The organism is Oerskovia sp. 140933, assembly GCF_059651515.1.
On the sequence record NZ_JAMXIO010000007.1, the window covers coordinates 89175 to 108507 of the forward strand.

Genomic DNA, 19333 nt, shown 5'->3' on the forward strand with positions numbered 1-19333 from the left:
CGACCCGGCCCCTCGTCGTCCACCCCGGCGTCAGCCCAGCGGCTTGCAGAGGAGCGCGTCGGGCACGCCGCCGTGGCTCCACTTCCAGGTGAAGGCGATGCCGGCGAGGTACTCACCGTCGGCGCACTGACCCTTGTGCTTGCCGGGCGCCCAGTCGCTCGCGGTCGACCCGCCGCCGACCGGCCGGTCGTCCCCCTGGTCGAACCAGACGGTGCGTCCCTGGCTCGTGGGCAGCGCCGTCCGGCTCTTCGCGCAGAGCAGCTTCGAGGTCGACCACTTGTTGGTCGTGCCGATCGTGAGGCTGAAGCCGACGGCCAGCTCCCCGGCCGGGCACTGCAGCTTGCTGTAGCCGCTCGCCCAGTCGTTCTGCACGTGCGCCTCGTTGGCGACGACGGTGCGCGCCGTCGTCACGGCCGGCTGCAGGGTGTCGGTGCACAGCCCGCGGTTCGTGCTGCGCGCGACGCCGACGAGGCGCTGCGAGTCGGGGCACGTCCCCTTCCACTGCCCGGGGTCCCAGTCGGGGCGCGTGTTCATGAGGGCCGAGGCGTTGGTGTCGGGCGAGTGGCTGCCGCTGCCGAGCATGTTCCAGCGCGGCACGGACGCCACGGGGCCGCTCTTCGCGGTGGTGCTCACGAGCTTCTTCCACTGGGGGTAGCGCCAGTCGTCGGCGATGCTCAGCCGGGTGCCGTCGGCCTTGTAGGCCAGGAGCGAGTAGCCGTCGACGAAGGTGCCGTCGTCCCGGGCGTGCGTCACGAGCGGCCAGGCGGCGAAGTCGCTGTCGTTGGCGACCAGGATGTCGGTGAAGTTCGTCCACCACGCCTTGTCGAGGGCGCTGGTGTCGCTCGCGGAGCCGATCCCGAACTCGCTGAACCACACGGGGGCGGTGTAGTGCTGGTTCGCCGTGGTGACGAACGCCGCGGCCCTCTTCACCTCTGCCGCGAGCTCGCTCGCGCTGAGGTCGCGGTAGCGGGGGTCGTGGGTCTCGCCGAGCCCGGTGGCCCCGGTGTGCCGCGGACCGGTGTACGCGTAGATGTGCGCCGCGTAGACGAGCTTGTCCGGGTACGGGAGGGTGTTCGAGAGGTTGGCGACGGGCTTGAGGTGCGGGCGGTCGTGGAAGAAGCCGTCGAGCGGGATCCCCTGCCAGTTGATGCCCTCCATGATGACGAGCACGTCGGGGTTCGCCCTCTGGATGGCGATCCCGGCCTGCTGGTAGGACTTGTACAGGTCGTTCTTGTCCCCCATGCCCCAGTTGGGGTCGTCGAGGATGTCGCGACGCACCTCGTTGCGCAGGTCCATGCCGACGACGCGGGGGTTGTCCGCGTAGCGCTCGGTGAGCATGACCCAGTCGCTGACCCACTTCTCGATCGTCTGGCTGCTGTAGGGCTTCGAGTTGCCGTCGTCGGCACCGCAGCACCAGCGCGACGTCGTGGTGTGGTTGTTGAGGATGACCGCGAACCCGTCGGCCGTGAGCGCCTCGACGGTCTCGTCGAAGACCTGCAGGGGCGTCATGCCGCGCAGCTGCGGGTTGGCCGTCACGGCGACGTCGGGGACGGGCGCCGTCATGCCGAGCATCTCGTTGGAGTACGACAGGCGGATGCTGTTGATCCCGAGCCCGTGGAAGTCGCTCATGAGGGTCGCCATCGGCACCCGGTCGAGGCCCATGGGGATGTCGTGGCTGATGCCGCTGTTGTGGTTGGCGGGGTCGTTCCGGTCGCCGCTGCCGGTCCAGTGCCCCTGGGCACCGTCCCAGTTGGCGGACCTGAGCTTGAACCGCTCCCCGTCCGCGTCGACGACGTACCGGCCGCGGGTGCTGAGCGGCGCGTCCCACGACGCCGCGAGCTCCGGCCCGGTCAGGACCGGGACGCCTCCTCCGGCGGACGTGGTGGACGTGGTGGACGTCGGGGACGTGGCCGGGGTGGCCGGCGCGGGGGGTGCGGCCGCCGTCGGGCTCACGACCGATGCCGTGAGCCCGACCGCGACCAGTGCCACCGCGAGCCGCGTGATGCGACGTTGCATGCTGCGAACCTCTCTGTTCGTGTCCTGCCCGTCGCGGTGCCCGACGGCCCGTGAGGGCCTCGGCTCCGCGACCTGATGCGGTCAGGCTAGGTGGGCCCCCTCAGGGATGTCAACGTAAACATCCGACATTCTGGCAACGCAAACATCTTGCGTCCGGACGGAAGGTCACGACACGGCGCAGCAGGTGCGCGCGGGCGCGACCGCCGGCGCGGTCAGCGCCGTCAGCGTCGTCAGCGCTGCGTCTCGAAGAACTCCCGGATGAGGTCGCCGCACTCGACGTCGCGGATTCCGCCGATCACCTCGACGCGGTGCGGGTTGCGCCGGTCGCGCACGATGTCCCACACCGAGCCGCATGCGCCGGCCTTGGGGTCCCAGGCGCCGAGCACGAGGCGTTCGACCCGCGCGAGCGTGGTCGCCCCGGCGCACATGGCGCACGGCTCGAGCGTCACGACGAGGGTGCACCCCTCGAGGCGCCACGAGCCGAGCGTGGCCGCGGCCTGGCGCAGCGCGAGCACCTCGGCGTGGGCCGTGGGGTCGCCGATCTCCTCGCGCCGGTTGCGGCCGAGCCCGAGCAGACGCCCGTCCGGCCCGACGACGAGCGCACCGATGGGCACGTCTCCCGAGGCCAGCGCGTGGCTCGCCTCGTGCAGCGCGAGCCCCATGAGCTCGTCCCACACGGCGCGGCGTGCGGTGACGGTGTCGGGCGGGAACGTCCCGGCCGCCCACGGGAGCTCGAGCCCGGGGGCACCGGGCGCGGAGCCGTCGGCACCCGGTGCTGCGGCGCCGGACTCGGTGGCGGGGGCGACGTCGTCGGGGACCATGCTCCTGAGGCTACCGGGCGGTACCCTCGGAGCATGCGCCTGCACGTCGCCGACCACCCGCTGGTCGCCCACAAGCTCACCGTCCTCCGCAACAAGGACACCGCCTCCCCGACCTTCCGCCTCCTGGTGGACGAGCTCGTGACCCTGCTGGCCTACGAGGCGACGCGGGACGTCCGGGTCGAGCCCCACGAGGTCCAGACCCCGGTCACCACGACCGTCGGGGTCCGCATCGCCGAGCCGCGCCCCCTCGTCGTGCCGATCCTGCGCGCGGGCCTGGGGATGCTCGAGGGCATGACCCGCCTGCTGCCCACGGCCGAGGTCGGCTTCCTGGGGATGCAGCGCGACGAGGAGACGCTCGAGGCCGTCACGTACGCCAACCGCCTCCCGGACGACCTGACGGGTCGCCACGTGTTCCTGCTCGACCCCATGCTCGCGACGGGCGGGACGCTCGTCGCGGCGATCGACTACGTGTTCGAGCGCGGCGCCCGCGACGTGACGGCCGTGTGCCTGCTCGCGGCCCCGGAGGGCATCGAGGTCCTCGAGAAGGCGATCGGAGACCGCGTCGACGTCCAGCTCGTCGTGGCCGCGGTGGACGAGCGCCTCGACGAGAAGGCGTACATCGTGCCCGGCCTGGGTGACGCGGGCGACCGCCTGTACGGGGTCGTCTGACCTTCGCGCGTCGCACCTCGGGGCGGGCTGCCGGGACCTCCGGGCGGCCCGCCCTGCGCCCGGTGCCCGACGACGTCACGTCCGTCCCATTTTCGAGTCTCGCCCAGTGAGATTCCTGACTCTTCCTCTTGGCGACCCCGCGCCCCGCTGCCATGCTCGCCTCATGTCCCCCTCGCTGAGCTCCCGAGGCGCCGACCGGCGCCCGGTCCTCGGCATGTCCTCCTGCGTCTGTTGTCCGGCCTGACCCGCTCAGTCCTCTGACAACCCTGCCGACCGTCGTCGGCGCCGCTCCGGCCCCGGCCGTCGAGCGGGAAGACCCACGGAGACTCGCATGACCACGCTGCCCCCCCAGAACGCTCGACCCCACGCACCCCACCGCCGCAACCACCCCGGCTTCGTCCTGTACGTCGGCGTCGACGCCGCCGCCGGGGAGCACCCTCAGGCAGAGCTCGTCGAGCTCGCCGAGGCCCTGGGCGAGCTCGCGAGCGAGTGGCTGCCCGACGCCGAGACCTACACGGCCCTCACCCTGTCCGAGCCCGCGACCGACCAGCACGAGCAGATCGTCGACGAGGGACGCCGCAAGGCGCGAGGCCGGGTCGCCGCGAGACGCGCGGAGGTTCCCACCCCGGACCCGGACCTCGCAGCGCTGGGGGACGTCAACGCGTTCCGCGACCGCCTCGCGGCGCTGTCGCCGGTCCCGCGCGTCGTCATCGACCCCGTGGGGCGCCGCGTGACCGTCGACGGGTCGGTGCAACGCCTCACCTACAAGGAGTTCGAGCTCCTCACGCACCTGTCCCGCTCGGCGCACCGCGTCGTGACCCGGGACGAGCTCCTGGCGACGGTCTGGGGGTCCGACGCCGTGCGCGACGGCAGCCGGACCATCGACGTCCACGTGCGCCGGCTCCGCGAGAAGCTCGGCCTCCAGCACGTCATCACGACCGTCCGCGGGCTCGGCTACCGGTTCGACCCGCAGACCCACGTCGTCCTCAGCGGCTCGGGGGACGCCGCCTGAGGACCGGTGTGCTGCCGGGCCGGGCACCGACGGTCTCGTGGGGGGACCACGCCCGGCCCGGCAGCACGACACCCACGGGGACGACGCCTGGACCCGTTTGGTCGAGACGCCCGTTCGGGGTTGGATGAGCACGTCCGCCCGTCCCGTCCCGTGAGGTCCCTGCCGTCGTGCCTGCGCCACGTCCCACCGCCCGCACCCTCGCAGGCCTCGTCGGGGCGACGACCGCGGTCGCCCTCCTGTCGGGGTGCGTGGCCTCCGGGGTCTCGGCAGCACCCGCGCCGCAGCCCGACCCCGTGATCGACCGAGCGGCCGCCGACGACCTGTTCGCCGCCCTCACCACGGCGCGCAGCGCCGCGAACGAGGCGCAGGACGCCGAGGCCCTCGCGCAGGTCGCGACCGGACCCGTCCTCCGCTCCTCGGCGTTCGCGTTCGCCACCCAGGTCGCGCAGGGACTCCCGCCGGTCGCGCCGTACGCCTCGACGTCGGGAACGATCGCCGCCCCCGCGGCGGCCGCGACTACGAGGTGGTTCTACTCCCTGCGCGCGGCAGGCGACCCCGCGGCCTCCGACGGCGAGTTCGTCGAGTCCACGTTCTTCACCCGGGCGTCGGCCGACGCGCCCTGGCTCCTGACCTACCAGCTCGCGACCGACCCGGCCGTCGCCCTGCCGCAGCCCGTGCTCGCGGGAGGCTCCGCCGTCGGGCCCGACGACGCCGCGCGCGCCCGCGGCGACGACGCCCTCGAGGACGTGCTCGGGTTCGCCCTCACCGGGCAGGCAGCACCCACGCTCGACGTCACCGACGCCGACCAGCTCGCGACCGCGCACACCCAGGGCTTCCCCGTCCCCGGCCTCTCGCCCGAGAGCGGGACCGAGGAGCGGTCGTGCGCGTACGAGGGCCCGGAACCGGCGTGGCTCGTGGCCGCCGAGGGGATCTTCGCGCTCGCGTCCGTCGAGTGCACCCAGACCGTGACGCTCACCGACGGCTGGACCGCGCCCACCCCCGCGACCGACACGCTCGGCACCGTCCCCGCGGGCGTGAGCCTGTCCGCATGGACAGTCACGCAGACCGTCACGGTCCTCGTCGAGGTGCACGACGACGGCACGTCCCGGGTGGTCGGGTCCCGCCTGCGACCGGTCCGGACGGACGTCACACCCGCCCCGTGACCCGGGTCGCTGCGGACGCCCAGGGCCCGGCGTAGGTTCGGTCCATGAGCGACACCACCGGATCGAACCCCGTCCCCCGCGGCTGGAAGCGCCGCGGCCCGCACTTCACCGACCGCATCACCGCGGACAGCGGCTCGGGGCCCGGCGGGCAGGGCGACGAGCAGGGCCGGTGGCCCGTCGAGGCCGGGCGCTACCGCCTCGTCGCGAGCCTCGCGTGCCCGTGGGCGCACCGGTCGATCATCGTGCGCCGGCTGCTCGGGCTCGAGGGCGCGATCTCGCTGGGGATCGTCGACCCGATCCAGGACTCCCGGTCCTGGCGCTTCACGCTCGACCGCGACGGGGTGGACCCCGAGCTCGGCTCGCGCTTCCTCGCCGAGCACTACCTCGCGCGCGACCCCGAGGACGACGGCGGCGTGAGCGTGCCCGCGATCGTGGACGTCCCCTCGCGCCTGCTCGTGACCAACGACTACCCGCAGATCACGCTCGACCTGTCGACCGAGTGGACCGCGCACCACCGCCCCGGCGCCCCCGACCTCTACCCCGAGGCGTGGCGCGACGAGATCGACGACGTCGCCGAGAAGGTCTACCTCGACGTCAACAACGGCGTGTACCGGGCCGGGTTCGCCGACTCGCAGGAGAAGTACGACAGGGCGTTCGGGATCCTGTTCGAGCGCCTCGACTGGCTCTCCGACCGGCTGTCCGAGCGGCGCTACCTCGTGGGCGACCACATCACCGAGGCCGACGTGCGGCTCTTCACGACGCTCGTCCGCTTCGACGCGGTCTACCACGGCCACTTCAAGACGAACCGCAACAAGATCACCGAGGACAAGGTCCTGTGGGGGTACGCGCGTGACCTGTTCCAGACGCCCGGGTTCGGCGACACCGTGAACTTCGAGCACATCAAGCACCACTACTACCGGGTGCACTCCCAGCTCAACCCCAGCGGGATCGTGCCCGACGGTCCCGACCTGTCCGGCTGGCTCACCCGCACGGCCGCGAGGCCCTCGGTGGATCACCGTTCGGGGACGGCAGCGCACCGACCGCCGCGACCGACCTCGCGTCCTACCACCTCGCCCCGCTCGCCGTGCCCGTCGAGGGGGAGCCGCAGGCGGCGAGGCCTCAGGGCTGACGCGGTCTGCCCCGGACGACGGAGGGGCTGGGGCGCGTGCCCCAGCCCCTCCCCCGCCCCCAGGGTCCGGGTCAGTCGTCGGACCCGCCCTTCTCCAGCTTCCAGTAGCCCTTGCCGATCGAGGGCAGGACAGCGATGTTCCGGGCCTTCGCGACGTAGTGCTGCTCGTCGTAGGTCACCCTGTCGCCTTTCGCGTACAGCTCGGTCCACCGCCACGTCGGCAGGCACGTCTGGCCCGCGACCTCGAACGTCCAGGAGTGGCCGGTGTCCGTCACCACGCGGTAGGACGCCCCAGCCTCCGGGACGCTGGGCACCTTGAGCTGCACCCGCTTCTGGTTCTGCACCACGCGCTGGGTCTCCGGGGCGAGCACCCCGTCCACCTCGACGTGGAACGTCACGGCCGCCGACGAAGCCATGTTGTCGTACACGAACGTCACGGGACGGTACGACTGCTGCTGCTGCTCGTCGTAGAAGCAGACACCGAGGATCGGAACGCCGACCGTCGGGGCGTACGTCTCGTAGCGCGCGGCCTCGTACCGGGCCGTCACCTTGTTCGTGCGCGGCGTGCCGTCGGCCGTGACCGACTGCGTGAACTCGACCGATCCCGGCGGGAGGACGCGGACGCCCGTCGCCAGGGAGAACTCCTGGGTGGCTCCCGCGGGGACGGTGACCGCTGGTCCGGTGTCGCCATACGTCTTCGAGGACATCTGGACCCGCACAGGCCCCTTGGACTTGTTCGTGTAGGACCCGACGATCCGGATGGCGCTGCCGTCGACGACCTCCGACCGGGCCGTCTGCTGCGCCGACCAGTCGGGGACGTAGCAGCTCGCACCGGGGACGGCGTGGGTCGCGATCGCGCGGCCGTCGGCCAGGACCGTGAAGGTGCCGCCCTGGTAGCCGACCGAGTCGTTCACCGTGGTGATCTCACCCGGCACCAGCGTGACCGGGGCGTGGCCGTCGACCGAGAACTCCACCGGCAACGTCGACGCCGAGTTGTCGAACACGAACACCACGTCCGCGACCGACGCACCTGCCGCCGCGTCATAGGTGCACTGCCCGACCGTCGGAGCCGCCACCGTCGGAGCGATCACCGCCCCGTCGAACGACGCCGACTCCACGTGCGAATACTCCTGGCCCGCCGACCCCTGCTCCACCACCCACCGGTCCTGACGGAACGTGACCTGCCCGGCATGGACCGACCCACGACCCGTGTCGATCACGAACGACGCACTCTCCCCCGCAGCCACCGTGACCTTCTCCGAGTCCGCCACCCCCAGATCCTTCGGAGCAAACATCTGCACATCCATCGCCTCAGCCGTCGAGTTCACCACCGTGCCGGTCAACCGCACCTGACCACCCACGTTCTCCGCAACGACCGACACCTCCCGCGACCACGACGGCACATAGCAGCTCACACCAGCAACCTCATGACCGGCGATCCGACGCCCATCGGCCAGCACCACGAACTCCTGCGCCTCCAACCCACGCAACAAGCCCGGAGCCCTCACCGTCCTGGACTGCCCCGCACCGACCACCGCACCGAGCCCGTCCTGCCCGACGACACCGAACTCCACCGGCAACGTCGACGCCGAGTTGTCGAACACGAACACCACGTCCGCGACCGACGCACCTGCCGCCGCGTCATAGGTGCACTGCCCGACCGTCGGAGCCGCCACCGTCGGAGCGATCACCGCCCCGTCGAACGACGCCGACTCCACGTGCGAATACTCCTGGCCCGCCGACCCCTGCTCCACCACCCACCGGTCCTGACGGAACGTGACCTGCCCGGCATGGACCGACCCACGACCCGTGTCGATCACGAACGACGCACTCTCCCCCGCAGCCACCGTGACCTTCTCCGAGTCCGCCACCCCCAGATCCTTCGGAGCAAACATCTGCACATCCATCGCCTCAGCCGTCGAGTTCACCACCGTGCCGGTCAACCGCACCTGACCACCCACGTTCTCCGCAACGACCGACACCTCCCGCGACCACGACGGCACATAGCAGCTCACACCAGCAACCTCATGACCGGCGATCCGACGCCCATCGGCCAGCACCACGAACGTCGCACCCGCATAGCCGACCGACCTTGTCACCGTGGCGACCTGGCCGGGCTCCACCACGACCGGGATCTCCCCGTCGACCGAGAACGGCACGGGCAGCGACGAGGACTTGTTGTCGAGCGTCAGCGTCACCGGGGCCGTGGATGCGAGGGCGTCCGCGTCGTAGCTGCACTGCCCGACCGCGGCCGTCGACATGGGCGCGATCTCGGCCCGTTCGAGCGCCGCACTGGTCGTGTGCGTGTACTCCTTGGCGTCGGACTCGGCGTCGTCTCCCGGCCCGACGTCCTTGACCCACCGGCTCTGCCGGAACGTGATCTTGCCGGCATCGACCACGGTCAGGCCGGTGTCGATGACGAACGTGCTCGGCACGCCGCCTGGCTCGAGCGTCAGAGTCGCTGAGTCGTCGACGCCCGCCAGGCCCTTCGGCGCGAGCATCCGCACCTCCATCGGCGTCCCCGAGACATTCTTCGCCCGCCCCACGAGCCGGACGGTCCCCCCGTCGTTCTCAGCGACGACGTCTGCCGAGGACAGCCAGTCTCCGTCCGGCACCCGGTAACAGTCGAGCCCGGCGAACGCGCCGCCCTCGCCGAGATCAACGATGCGGCTGTGCTCGACGCCTGCCACCGTCGTCGTCAGCGTCAGGGCCGCCCTGCCCGCCGGGAAGCGGTAGCCGTCGTCGATCACCAGGGAAGCACTGCCCTCCCGCGGCAATGCCACCTCCGAGACGGAACCCACCGCGTCGAGGCGCGCCTTCAGGTCGTCGTAGGACGTCGTGTTGCCCACCCCGCGCAACGCAAGCGTCGCCCTGTCGCCCACGCACTGCGGGGCGACCTTGGCGCCCGCCGGGACGACCCGGGTCGCGCCCGCCCACGGCTCGCCGACCGCGAGGTCGGCGCTCGCCGAGTCCTTCAGGCTCGCGCCCGTGGTCGCGGAGAAGCTCAAACCCGTCGTGGACTGCTGGGCGCCGTCGCCCGCGACGAGCTGGACGTCGAGGGTCACGGGCGGACCCGAACTCCCCCCCTTGGCGGGTGCCGGGAGCGATGCGAGCGGGTTCGCGCACGTGAGGGACGCGCCGGCCGTCGTGCAGCCCCACCCGCCGGTCAGCGCCTGGGCGGTCACGCCGTCGGGCAGCCTGCCCACCGCGAACGTGACGCCTTGCGCGTCGACGTCACCGGTGTTGCGGGCCGTGAGACGGACCGAGGTCGCGCCCGGGTTGACCAGGGTCCCGACGACCGGCGTCGCCAGGTCGATCTCCGGGCCGTAGGCGGGCACGGGGGCCGGGGCATACGTCTTCTTCACCGGGCTCAGGCCCTTGCCGTGCACGGCACCGTCGAAGGTGTACTCCCCGCCGCGCGAGGCCTGGACCGTGACGACGAGGTCCTTCTTCTCACCGGGTGCCAGCACGCCCACGGAACAGGACACGAGCGACGTGCCCCCCTCCCCGGGGACCGCCGGACCGCACGGCAGAGCAGCCAGCCTGATCGCCGGGACGACACCACGTCCGGACGTGACCGTCGACGTCACGACCGACACGTCGGCCGGGAGCGTCACGTCGACCACGACCTCCTCCGCGGACGTACCGCCCGCGTTGGACGCCGTGACGGTCAGGTCCTCCGGGTCGCGGGCCGCGAGCGTGAGCGGGGCGAACGTGAGGTCGAGCGATGCCGGGGCCGGAGGGGTCACCGGGACGACGGGATCCGGAGTGCCGGGCACGATCGGGACGACGGGGACCAACGGAGTGGTGGGCGGCACGAGGATCGTGGGAGGCGTGAGCGGGAGCGTGCCGGGCTGCTCCGGAGCAGTGTTCCCGACCGTCGTGCCCTCGGTCGGGAGCGGTGCGGCAGGGGTCGCCGGTTCGGCCGGCGCCGCCTCGAGAGGGGTCGTGTTCGTGGGAGCCGTGGGGTCGCCGCTCGGGGTCGGGGCGGGGTCTCCGGTCGGCGCGACCGAGGGATCGCCGGTCGGGGAGGTCGTCGCCGACGGGTCCGGCGAGGACCCGGCGCTCGGTGGCGGGGTGGTCGAGAAGCCGCCGGACACGGCGACGACGCCGGCACCGACCGCAGCGACCGCGACCACCCCGACCGCCGCAGCGATCAGGGGCGACGCCGCGATGAAGGCCGCCAGGCCGGTCGCACCAGCAGCAGCGACCGCTCCGGTGCCGACCGCGGCGGTGGCTCCGACCGCGCCGACCGCAGCCGCGGCACCCAACCCGCCGCCGGACGCCGCCGCACCCGCCGCCGCGGCGGCACCGCCCATGGCACCCGTGCCCGCAGCTCCGCCGCCCACGGCGCCGGTTCCTGCCGCGACGCTCCCACCGCCCGCGGCAGCGCCTGAGCCCGTGGCCCCGGCAGCCCCGCCACCGGCACCCGCGCCGGTCGCTCCGCCGCCCGCACCAGCACCCGTCGCCCCGCCACCGGCGCCGGTCACGCCACCTGCACCGGCACCCACGGCGGCACCGCCCGCGAGCGGGAGCGCCGTCCCGACGAGGCCCAGACCCGCGACCCCGAAGACGAGCGGTGCGATGACGGCGCGCATGCCGTGCGAGACGTCGCCGAGCTCGAGCACGAGCGCGCGGCACTCTCCGCACTCCTCGAGGTGCGCGTCGACCTTGCCCGTCTCGCGCTTCGCGAGACCGCCGCGGACGTAGGACCCGAGCAGAGGGTTGACGCCCTCGCAGCCCGCGCTGCTCGCACCCGTCAGGTGCTGCTGGAGGTACCCCTGGCGGAGCCCTTCACGTGCCCGGTAGGCGAGCGCCGAGACGCCGTTCGCGGTGAGCCCGAGCAGGGGGGCGATCTGCGCCGGGGTCATCTCCTCGACCTCGGTGTACCAGAGGACGGCCTGCCACCGCTCGGGCAGGCCCTGGTAGGCCTTCGTCACGACAGAGCGCTCGAAACCCTCCAGCGTGGGGTCCTCGGTCGACGCCATGGGACCGAACGCGCTCTCGAAGGTCTCGATGTCGTCGGTGGGCTGGGTCCGTCGGCCTGCGTTCGTGAGGTCGTAGGACAGGCGTCGGACGACGGTGAAGAGGTAGGCGCGGAACGTGACGTCAGGTCCCCCGCCCGCCTGCAGGATCCCCAGGACCTTCGCGAAGGCCTCCGAGACCATGTCATCGGCGTCGGAGCCCGAGCGGACGTACTGGCGCGCGACGGTGCGGGCCGCGGCGGCGTGCCGCTCGTAGAGCGCACCGAACGCCGTGTAGTCCCCCGCACGGACAGCGGTGATCAGCTCGGCGTCACTCGTCGCAGCATCGTCCCTCGACGTCTCGACCTGGGTCATGCCCTACCGCCTCTGACTCCGCCTCATCAGCAGGTGAGGCTCTCCCGCTCATCCTAGACGGCAGAGTGCATGGTGTTGCCTACGTCTCACCCGCACTTCACCCTTCTTGTCCGCTTCTCAGGATGACAGAACGGGCCGAGTGTGCTGCATATGCGCCGGTGTGTCGAGCGGATGAAAGATAAACCGGACGGCCGCTGTCGCGTCATGAGGGACGGGTCCGGACGTCTCATGGGTATGGACCTACGACCTGGCTACCCCGAGCCAGCCGTCGCCTCGCTGCTCGACGAGTGGCAGGCGGCCAGCACGAACAGCGTCTGGCTGCGGCCTGGCGACTGGTACCACCCTGCCGTCGAGGCGCTCGTCGAAGCCATCACGGACGCCAGGTGCCCGGCTCCCGCAGCAGAGCGGCTCGGCGAGGCCCGCGGCCGCGACGGCATCAGCATCGGCGAGACGATCGACGACCTCACCTGCTTGTTCGACCTCTGGGGCACGGCCCCCGACGTACGCGTGCTGCGGGCGATCAGCACCGGGTGGGCGGTGGGGAACGAGCTGGTCCCCGGGGCCCCGCCGACCACCGACCCTCGGTCCGGTCTCGTCACGGTCCCGTACCTCGTCCAGCGCCTCCAGGAGACGTACGGGGTGGCCGACCGGCTCGGGGCGCCGGCCTCGACCACCCACTGCCTCGTCATGGTGGACGTCGCGATCGAGCGGATCGACGGGTGGCAGAAGGTCGCTCGCGCGGCGGCCATGGGCAAGGTCCTCTCCGAGACCTTCGGGCTCGGACATCCCGTGGCGACCCTCGGCGGGGGCATCTACGCCGCGCTCTGCGTGCGCACGACCGACCTCGCCCCGCTGCGCGCCGAGCTCCGGCACAGGATCGAGCGCACGGCCCTCACGTTCGGGGTGACCGCGATCCTCCGTCGGCCTCCCCGCATCTGGGTCGAGCCGCTTCCCCCGCAGCACGCCGACGCCGCCAGGATGCTCCAGGATCTGTCGCGCTGACGCCACCACGCCTCGACGCCCCGTCGTCCGGCGAGGGACGAGCGGGGCGTCGAGGGGGCGCGCCGGGTCGGCGCGAGGGTCAGCGGGGGGCGTAGGTGAGGCAGTCCGCGTGGTCGGCACCCTGAGGTCCGGCTCCGACGCGGATCGAGGAGGCGTTGCACTCGAGCGCCTCGTTGTGCGCGCACTCACCCCGCTGGCAGGCGCCGACGTGGGCGATGACCTTCTCCAGGCCGCCCTTGGCGGTCAGCGGGATGAACGTCGCGCACTCGGCGTCGGTGCCGTGCGCGGCGATCGTCACGGCGCCGGCGTGGCAGCCGTGCTCGTGGTTGTATCCGCAGCCGTCGATCGAACACTCGACGACCTGGGGCAACTCCATCAGGCTGCTCATGGGACTTCTCCTTGCTCGAAGGGGAGGGCGTTCAACCGTGCATTTCCTTCACGGTATTCCTTGCCGCATCCCTTGTACAGGAAGCAAGGCCTCACTCACTTCGGCGGAATTCCGCCATTTTTACGTGACGCGGAACGCACGTAAATGCTCGTCGCGGGAATCCGGATGCTGCGGGCCGGGCCGTGGATCGTCCTGTCCGGGCACGTCGACAGAGGGTCAGTCCCCGCGCCCGGGCCGCCACAGGACGAGCGCCCGGGTCTCGGTGTCCTGCCCGCCGACGACGCGCCCGACGTCCTCCGCGCTGCGGCGCCGGACCCGGCGTCCGCGCGGCACCATGACGACGTCGCCGCTCACCCCCGCCGCGAACACGCGGCCTCCCTCGAGCTGCGTCGAGATCGCGTCGAGCCGGGCCTCCAGGCGACCCACCTGCTCCTCGAGCGCCAGGATCCGACGGATGCCCGCCAGGTTGATGCCCTCCTCCTGGGAGAGCTGCTGGACCTCGAGCAGCTTGGCGACGTCCCGCTGCGAGTACCGGCGCCCCCGACCCATGGTGCGTCGCGGCGTCACGAGGCCCAGGCGGTCGTACTGGCGCAGGGTCTGCGGGTGCATCCCCGCGAGCACCGCGGCCTGCGAGATGGCGAGCACGGGGGCGTCGTCGTACGCGTTGAACGGCAGGTGGTTCCCTGCGGGCGACTCGTTCCTGGCCATGCTTGCCTCCTCTCGCTGCTTCGTGCTCCGACCGGTCCGTGCCGCGGGTCCGACCCGCAGCACCGCTACCAGTCCCCTAGTCTGCTGCGCGCGCGAACACGTCGGACCGCACGTCGCCCTCGCCGTCGGTCGCCGCGGCGAGCGCCTCGACGGCCTCCTTGGCGGTCTTCGAGAGCTTCTGCGGCACGACGACCTGGATCGTGACGAGCAGGTCGCCCGTCGCCTTGGCGGTCTTGACGCCCTTGCCCTTGACGCGCAGCGTCCGGCCGGACGGCGTGCCCGCGGGGACCTTGACCTTGACGGGCTTGCCGTCGAGCGTCGGGACCTCGATGGTCGAGCCGAGCGCGGCCTCCGCGAACGTCACGGGGACCGTCAGGCGCAGGTTGTGCTTCTCGTCGACCGAGAACACGGGGTGCGGCGTGACGTGCACCGTGATGACCAGGTCGCCGGGCGGTCCGCCCGCGACACCGGGGCGGCCCTTGCCGCGCAGCCGGATCTTCTGGCCGTCGCGCACCCCCGCCGGGATGCGGGCCGTGATGGTGCGGCCCTCGGTCGTGACGTTGACGGTCGACCCCTCGACCGCGGGTCGGAACCCGAGCGTCGCCGACGAGTGCACGTCCGCGCCGGGCTGCGGGCGCTGGTACCCGGCGTTGGGGCGGAAGCCGGTCTGGCCTCCCCCGCCGCCGAACATCGACCCGAGGATGTCCTCGAAGCCGCCGCCTCCGCCGGTCTGGGTGGAGTACCGCACGCGGCCTCCGCCGCCACCGCCGCCACCGCCACCGCCGAACATGCCGCCGAAGATGTCCTCGAACCCCCCGGCTCCACCGGCGGGACCGCCGGCTCCTGCGGAGAAGCGGGCGCCCCCGCCGGCCATGGCCCGGATCGCGTCGTACTGCTGGCGCTGCTCGGGGTCGGACAGGACCGCGTAGGCCTCCCCGATCTCCTTGAACTTGGCCTCGGCCTTCGCGTCCCCCTGGTTCTGGTCGGGGTGGTAGGTGCGGGCCAGCTTGCGGTACGCCTTCTTGATCGCGGCGTCGTCGGCATCCTTGGGGACGCCCAGCGCGGCGTAGAAGTCCTTCTCGATCCAGTCCTGACCGGTCAAGGCGCCTCCTCTCATCGGTGTGTCACCGGCCCCGGGGCCGGCAGTTCCTGCTTACGTCCATCGGTGTCCTGCTCCCGGTGCCCGACGGCGGAGCCGCACCTTCACGCGGAAGGTGGGCTCCGTCGTCGGGCCTCCGGGTCCGGTGGGTGCCGCGTCCCTCAGGACACCGCACCCACCTGCCGTCCTACTCCGGTCCGACGACCGACACGCGCGCCGCGCGCACGATCCTCTCGCCGATCCGGTAGCCCGGCTCGATGACCATGTTGACCGTGGCCGACGTCGCGGCCGGGTCGACCTGGTGCATGAGCGCCTCGTGCACGGCCGGGTCGAACTCCTCGCCCACCGCGCCGTAGCGCTCGATGCCGAACTTCGCCAGGCTCGCGTCGAGCTTGTCGGAGATCGCGACGAACGGCCCGTCGAGCTCGCCGTGCTGGCGCGCCCGGTCGATGTCGTCGAGGACCGGGAGGAGCGCCGCCAGGACGTCCTCGATGCCCTTGACGCGCGCGGCCTCCTGGTCACGCAGCGACCGGTTGCGGTAGTTGGTGAAGCTGGCCCGCTCGCGCTGGAGCGCGTCGAGGTGGGCCGCCGCCTCGGACTGCGCAGCCAGCAGGGCTGCGTCGTCCCCGGCCTCGCCGGTGGGCTCGAAGTCGAGCCCGGCCAGCGGGTCCTGCTCGGCGTCGTCCCCGGCCGAGCCGGCCCCCTCGGGGGCAGCCTCCTTGGGCTGCCCCTCCGGGGTCACCTTGCGCTTGTCCGTGAACTGGAAGGGCTGGTCCTCGGAGCCGTTGCGCTCCTCGGGGCCCTGGGCGTCGCTCGTCACTTCTTGTCGTCCTCGTCCACGATCTCCGCGTCGACGATGTCCTCGTCGGGCGCGAAGGGCGCGCCGGCAGCCGCAGCGGCGTCCGCGTCAGCCGCGCTCTGGTTGCCCGCCGCCTGCTCCTGCTCGGCCGAGGCGTACAGCGCCTCGCCGATCTTCTGGCTCGAGGCCAGGAGCTTCTCGTGGGCGGACTTCACGGCCTCGGCGTCCTCGCCCTCGAGCGCGGACTTGACCGACGCGATGTCGGCCTCGACCTCGGTCACGACGTCGGCGGGGATCTTCTCCTTGTTCTCCGCGACGAGCTTCTCGGTCGAGTACACGAACGCCTCGGCCTGGTTGCGGGTCTCCGCCTCCTCGCGACGCTTCTTGTCCTCGGCCGCGTGCTCCTCGGCCTCCTTGACCATGCGGTCGATGTCCTCCTTCGGCAGCGCGGAGCCACCGGTGATGGTCATCTTCTGCTCCTTGCCGGTGCCGCGGTCCTTCGCGCCGACGTGCACGATGCCGTTCGCGTCGATGTCGAAGGTGACCTCGATCTGCGGCAGGCCGCGCGGCGCCGGGGCGATGCCCGTGAGCTCGAACGTGCCCAGCGGCTTGTTGTCGCGGGCGAACTCGCGCTCACCCTGGAAGACCTGGATCAGCACCGACGGCTGGTTGTCCTCGGCGGTCGAGAAGACCTCGCTGCGCTTGGTCGGGATGGCCGTGTTGCGCTCGATGAGCTTGGTCATCACGCCACCCTTGGTCTCGATGCCCAGGGACAGCGGGGTGACGTCGATCAGGAGGACGTCCTTGCGCTCGCCCTTGATGACACCGGCCTGCAGTGCGGCACCGACGGCGACGACCTCGTCCGGGTTGACGCTCTTGTTGGGCTCCTTGCCGCCCGTGAGCTCCCGGACGACCTCGGTCACGGCGGGCATACGGGTGGAACCACCCACGAGCACGACGTGGTCGATGTCGTTGACCGAGATGCCGGCGTCACGGATGACCGCGTGGAACGGCGCCTTGGTCCGGTCGATGAGGTCCTGCGTCATCTGCTGGAACTGAGCACGCGTGAGCTTCTCGTCCAGGTGGATGGGGCCGTTCTCGCTCATCGAGAGGTACTGCATGGAGATGTTGGTGCTCGTCGCGGACGACAGCTCCTTCTTCGCCTGCTCGGCAGCCTCACGCAGACGCTGGAGCGCGATCTTGTCCTTGGACAGGTCCACGCCCGAGCTGTTCTTCACCTGCTGGATGAGGTGCTCGACGATCCGGTTGTCCCAGTCGTCGCCACCGAGGCGGTTGTCACCCGAGGTCGCACGGACCTGGATGGTCGAGAAGTCGTCCTCGTCCTTGCCCACCTCGAGCAGGGACACGTCGAACGTCCCACCACCGAGGTCGAAGACGAGGATGAGCTCGTCCTCCTTGCCCTTCTCCAGGCCGTAGGCCAGAGCGGCAGCGGTGGGCTCGTTGATGATGCGCAGGACGTTGAGGCCCGCGATCTGCCCCGCGTCCTTGGTCGCCTGGCGCTCGGCGTCGTTGAAGTACGCCGGGACCGTGATGACCGCGTCCGTGACGGGCTCGCCCAGGTACTCCTCGGCGTCGCGCTTCAGCTTGCCGAGCACGCGCGCGGAGATCTCCTGCGCGCTGTACTTCTTGTCGTCGATCTCGACCGACCAGTCGGTGCCCATGTGGCGCTTGACCGACGTGATGGTGCGGTCGACGTTGGTGACCGCCTGGCGCTTGGCGATCTCGCCGACGAGGACCTCGCCGGTCTTCGAGAACGCGACGACCGACGGGGTCGTGCGAGCGCCCTCGGCGTTCGCGATGACGGTGGGCTCCCCACCCTCGAGGACGGCGACCACCGAGTTGGTGGTGCCCAGGTCGATTCCGACCGCTCGTGCCATGTTCGTGCCTCCGTTGTTGCTGGTGCTGCTACGTGTGCGATGTCCGTGCGGCAGACCGTGGTGGTTCCCTGCCCGGCGGCGCGTCATGGCGCGCACGCCCGGACCTTCCCCTGCCCCGGTGTGGGTGTCGCCACCCGGCTGCCGGTTGAGTCGTCCTCACTCAAGTTATGCCGGTCGGTGCCGCTGCGCAAGCGGGGACGGCCGAACTTGAGTCCACTAGGCTCAACCTTGGGACGGAGGGGAGTATTCCCGACGGTGCACGGTGGCTGCGCCGACGGAGAAGCAGGGCGCCCACGCGGAACGGGACGAGCGCCCTGGGTTTCAGACAGGCCGCCCGCCCCTCGCTCAGATCAGCTCGACGCCGTCCGCCTGCGGTCCCCGGTCGCTCTGGCGCACCTTGTACCGGACCCGGTCGCCCTCTTCCAGGACCTCGTCGCCCCGCACGACCGACACGTGCACGAACAGGTCCAGGCCCCCGTCGTCGGGGGTGATGAAGCCGAAGCCACGCTCCTCGTCGTAGCGGGCGACCGTGCCCTCGCCTCCACGCACGGGCCCACCGGATGCCCCGGGACGGCCCGGCCGTCCACGGTCCACGGCGCCGCGTCCGCCGCCGGAGCCGCGCGCGAGCTGCACGTTGCGGGCGTTCGGCCCCTTGTCGCCGTCGACGACGTCGTACGTCACGCGGTCTCCCTCGGAGAGCTCGGTCAGACCCGAGCCGAGCGCGCTGACGTGGACGAACACGTCGCCGCCACCGGAGTCGGGGGCGACGAACCCGAAGCCCTTGACCTCGTCGTACCAGGACACCGTGCCGTCCGCGCCGTCCGAGGCCGGCCGTGCGGCCTCGGCCCTGAGCGGCAGCAGGTGGTCGGCCTGCGGCCCCTTCTCGCCGTCGACGACGAGGAACGCCACCCGCTGGCCCTCCGAGATCACACCGCCCCCCACGATCGCCGAGCTGTGCACGAAGATCTCGGTGCGGTCGTCGTCGGGCGTGACGAACCCGTAGCCCTTGGTCGGCTCGTACCAGTTGACGGTGCCGAGCACGCCCATGGGAGCGTCGGCGGGACGGTCGCCCGTGACACGGACGCGGCGCGCCTGCGGGCCACGGTCTCCCTCGCCCACCTCGAACTCGAGGGTCTGCCCCTCGCGGAGCACCTTCGGTCCGTCGTCACCGAGGATCTCGGACGCATGCACGAACAGGTCCTCGGCGTCGTTCCCGAGGTCGATGAAACCGAACCCTCGGTCGGCGTCGAACCATCGAACAGTTCCTTGGGGCACGTGGGACTCCTTCTT

At 71.8% G+C, this 19333-nt stretch carries 13 protein-coding genes and 1 pseudogene; 5 read left to right on the forward strand and 9 right to left on the reverse strand.

Annotated elements, in window-relative coordinates:
* Positions 1–30 precede the first annotated feature (30 nt).
* Positions 31–2016 carry a glycoside hydrolase family 5 protein gene (locus NHG27_RS05985; RefSeq protein WP_497015142.1) on the reverse strand — a complete coding sequence of 662 codons (1986 nt, stop codon included), beginning with the start codon at positions 2014–2016 and terminating at the stop codon, positions 31–33.
* 230 nt (positions 2017–2246) lie between these two features.
* Entirely contained in the window at positions 2247–2837 is a 591-nt protein-coding gene (locus tag NHG27_RS05990; RefSeq protein ID WP_497015146.1) for a nucleoside deaminase, read from the reverse strand.
* 33 nt (positions 2838–2870) lie between these two features.
* Between NHG27_RS05990 and upp the strand changes: the two genes are divergently transcribed.
* The 4 genes and pseudogenes from upp (at position 2871) to NHG27_RS06010 (ending at position 6810) form a co-directional block, all read left to right on the forward strand.
* Positions 2871–3506, forward strand: coding sequence for a uracil phosphoribosyltransferase (gene upp, locus NHG27_RS05995; protein WP_354508913.1), 636 nt, complete (start codon positions 2871–2873; stop codon positions 3504–3506).
* A 331-nt stretch (positions 3507–3837) separates the two neighbouring features.
* Complete coding sequence (locus NHG27_RS06000) at positions 3838–4518, forward strand: winged helix-turn-helix domain-containing protein (protein ID WP_497015148.1); 681 nt, start codon at positions 3838–3840, stop codon at positions 4516–4518.
* 167 nt (positions 4519–4685) lie between these two features.
* Complete coding sequence (locus NHG27_RS06005; protein ID WP_497015151.1) at positions 4686–5681, forward strand: hypothetical protein; 996 nt, start codon at positions 4686–4688, stop codon at positions 5679–5681.
* 44 nt (positions 5682–5725) lie between these two features.
* Positions 5726–6810 (forward strand): annotated as a pseudogene (locus tag NHG27_RS06010) (glutathione S-transferase family protein).
* A gap of 71 nt (positions 6811–6881) precedes the next feature.
* Here NHG27_RS06010 and NHG27_RS06015 read toward each other — a convergent pair.
* Positions 6882–12149, reverse strand: a complete 5268-nt coding sequence (locus NHG27_RS06015) for a sigma-70 family RNA polymerase sigma factor (protein WP_497015153.1) — start codon at positions 12147–12149, stop codon at positions 6882–6884.
* Between the two features lie 234 nt (positions 12150–12383).
* Between NHG27_RS06015 and NHG27_RS06020 the strand changes: the two genes are divergently transcribed.
* Positions 12384–13151, forward strand: coding sequence for a hypothetical protein (locus tag NHG27_RS06020; RefSeq protein ID WP_193718374.1), 768 nt, complete (start codon positions 12384–12386; stop codon positions 13149–13151).
* A 79-nt stretch (positions 13152–13230) separates the two neighbouring features.
* Here NHG27_RS06020 and NHG27_RS06025 read toward each other — a convergent pair whose 3' ends face one another.
* The 6 genes from NHG27_RS06025 to NHG27_RS06050 all read right to left on the reverse strand — a co-directional run bounded on the left by NHG27_RS06025 (position 13231) and on the right by NHG27_RS06050 (position 19318).
* Positions 13231–13539: a DUF1540 domain-containing protein gene (locus NHG27_RS06025; protein ID WP_193718373.1), complete on the reverse strand. Its 309-nt coding sequence runs from the start codon at positions 13537–13539 to the stop codon at positions 13231–13233.
* 216 nt (positions 13540–13755) lie between these two features.
* On the reverse strand, positions 13756–14247 hold the full coding sequence (locus tag NHG27_RS06030; RefSeq protein WP_497015160.1) for a heat shock protein transcriptional repressor HspR: 492 nt from the start codon (positions 14245–14247) through the stop codon (positions 13756–13758).
* 76 nt (positions 14248–14323) lie between these two features.
* Positions 14324–15349, reverse strand: a complete 1026-nt coding sequence (locus NHG27_RS06035) for a DnaJ C-terminal domain-containing protein (RefSeq protein ID WP_497015164.1) — start codon at positions 15347–15349, stop codon at positions 14324–14326.
* A gap of 184 nt (positions 15350–15533) precedes the next feature.
* Entirely contained in the window at positions 15534–16166 is a 633-nt protein-coding gene (grpE, locus tag NHG27_RS06040; protein ID WP_193718370.1) for a nucleotide exchange factor GrpE, read from the reverse strand.
* Complete coding sequence (dnaK, locus tag NHG27_RS06045; protein ID WP_497015169.1) at positions 16163–18043, reverse strand: molecular chaperone DnaK; 1881 nt, start codon at positions 18041–18043, stop codon at positions 16163–16165. Before dnaK ends, grpE begins: the two co-directional genes overlap by 4 nt.
* A 345-nt stretch (positions 18044–18388) precedes the next feature.
* Positions 18389–19318, reverse strand: coding sequence for a cold-shock protein (locus NHG27_RS06050; RefSeq protein ID WP_497015170.1), 930 nt, complete (start codon positions 19316–19318; stop codon positions 18389–18391).
* Positions 19319–19333 lie beyond the last annotated feature (15 nt).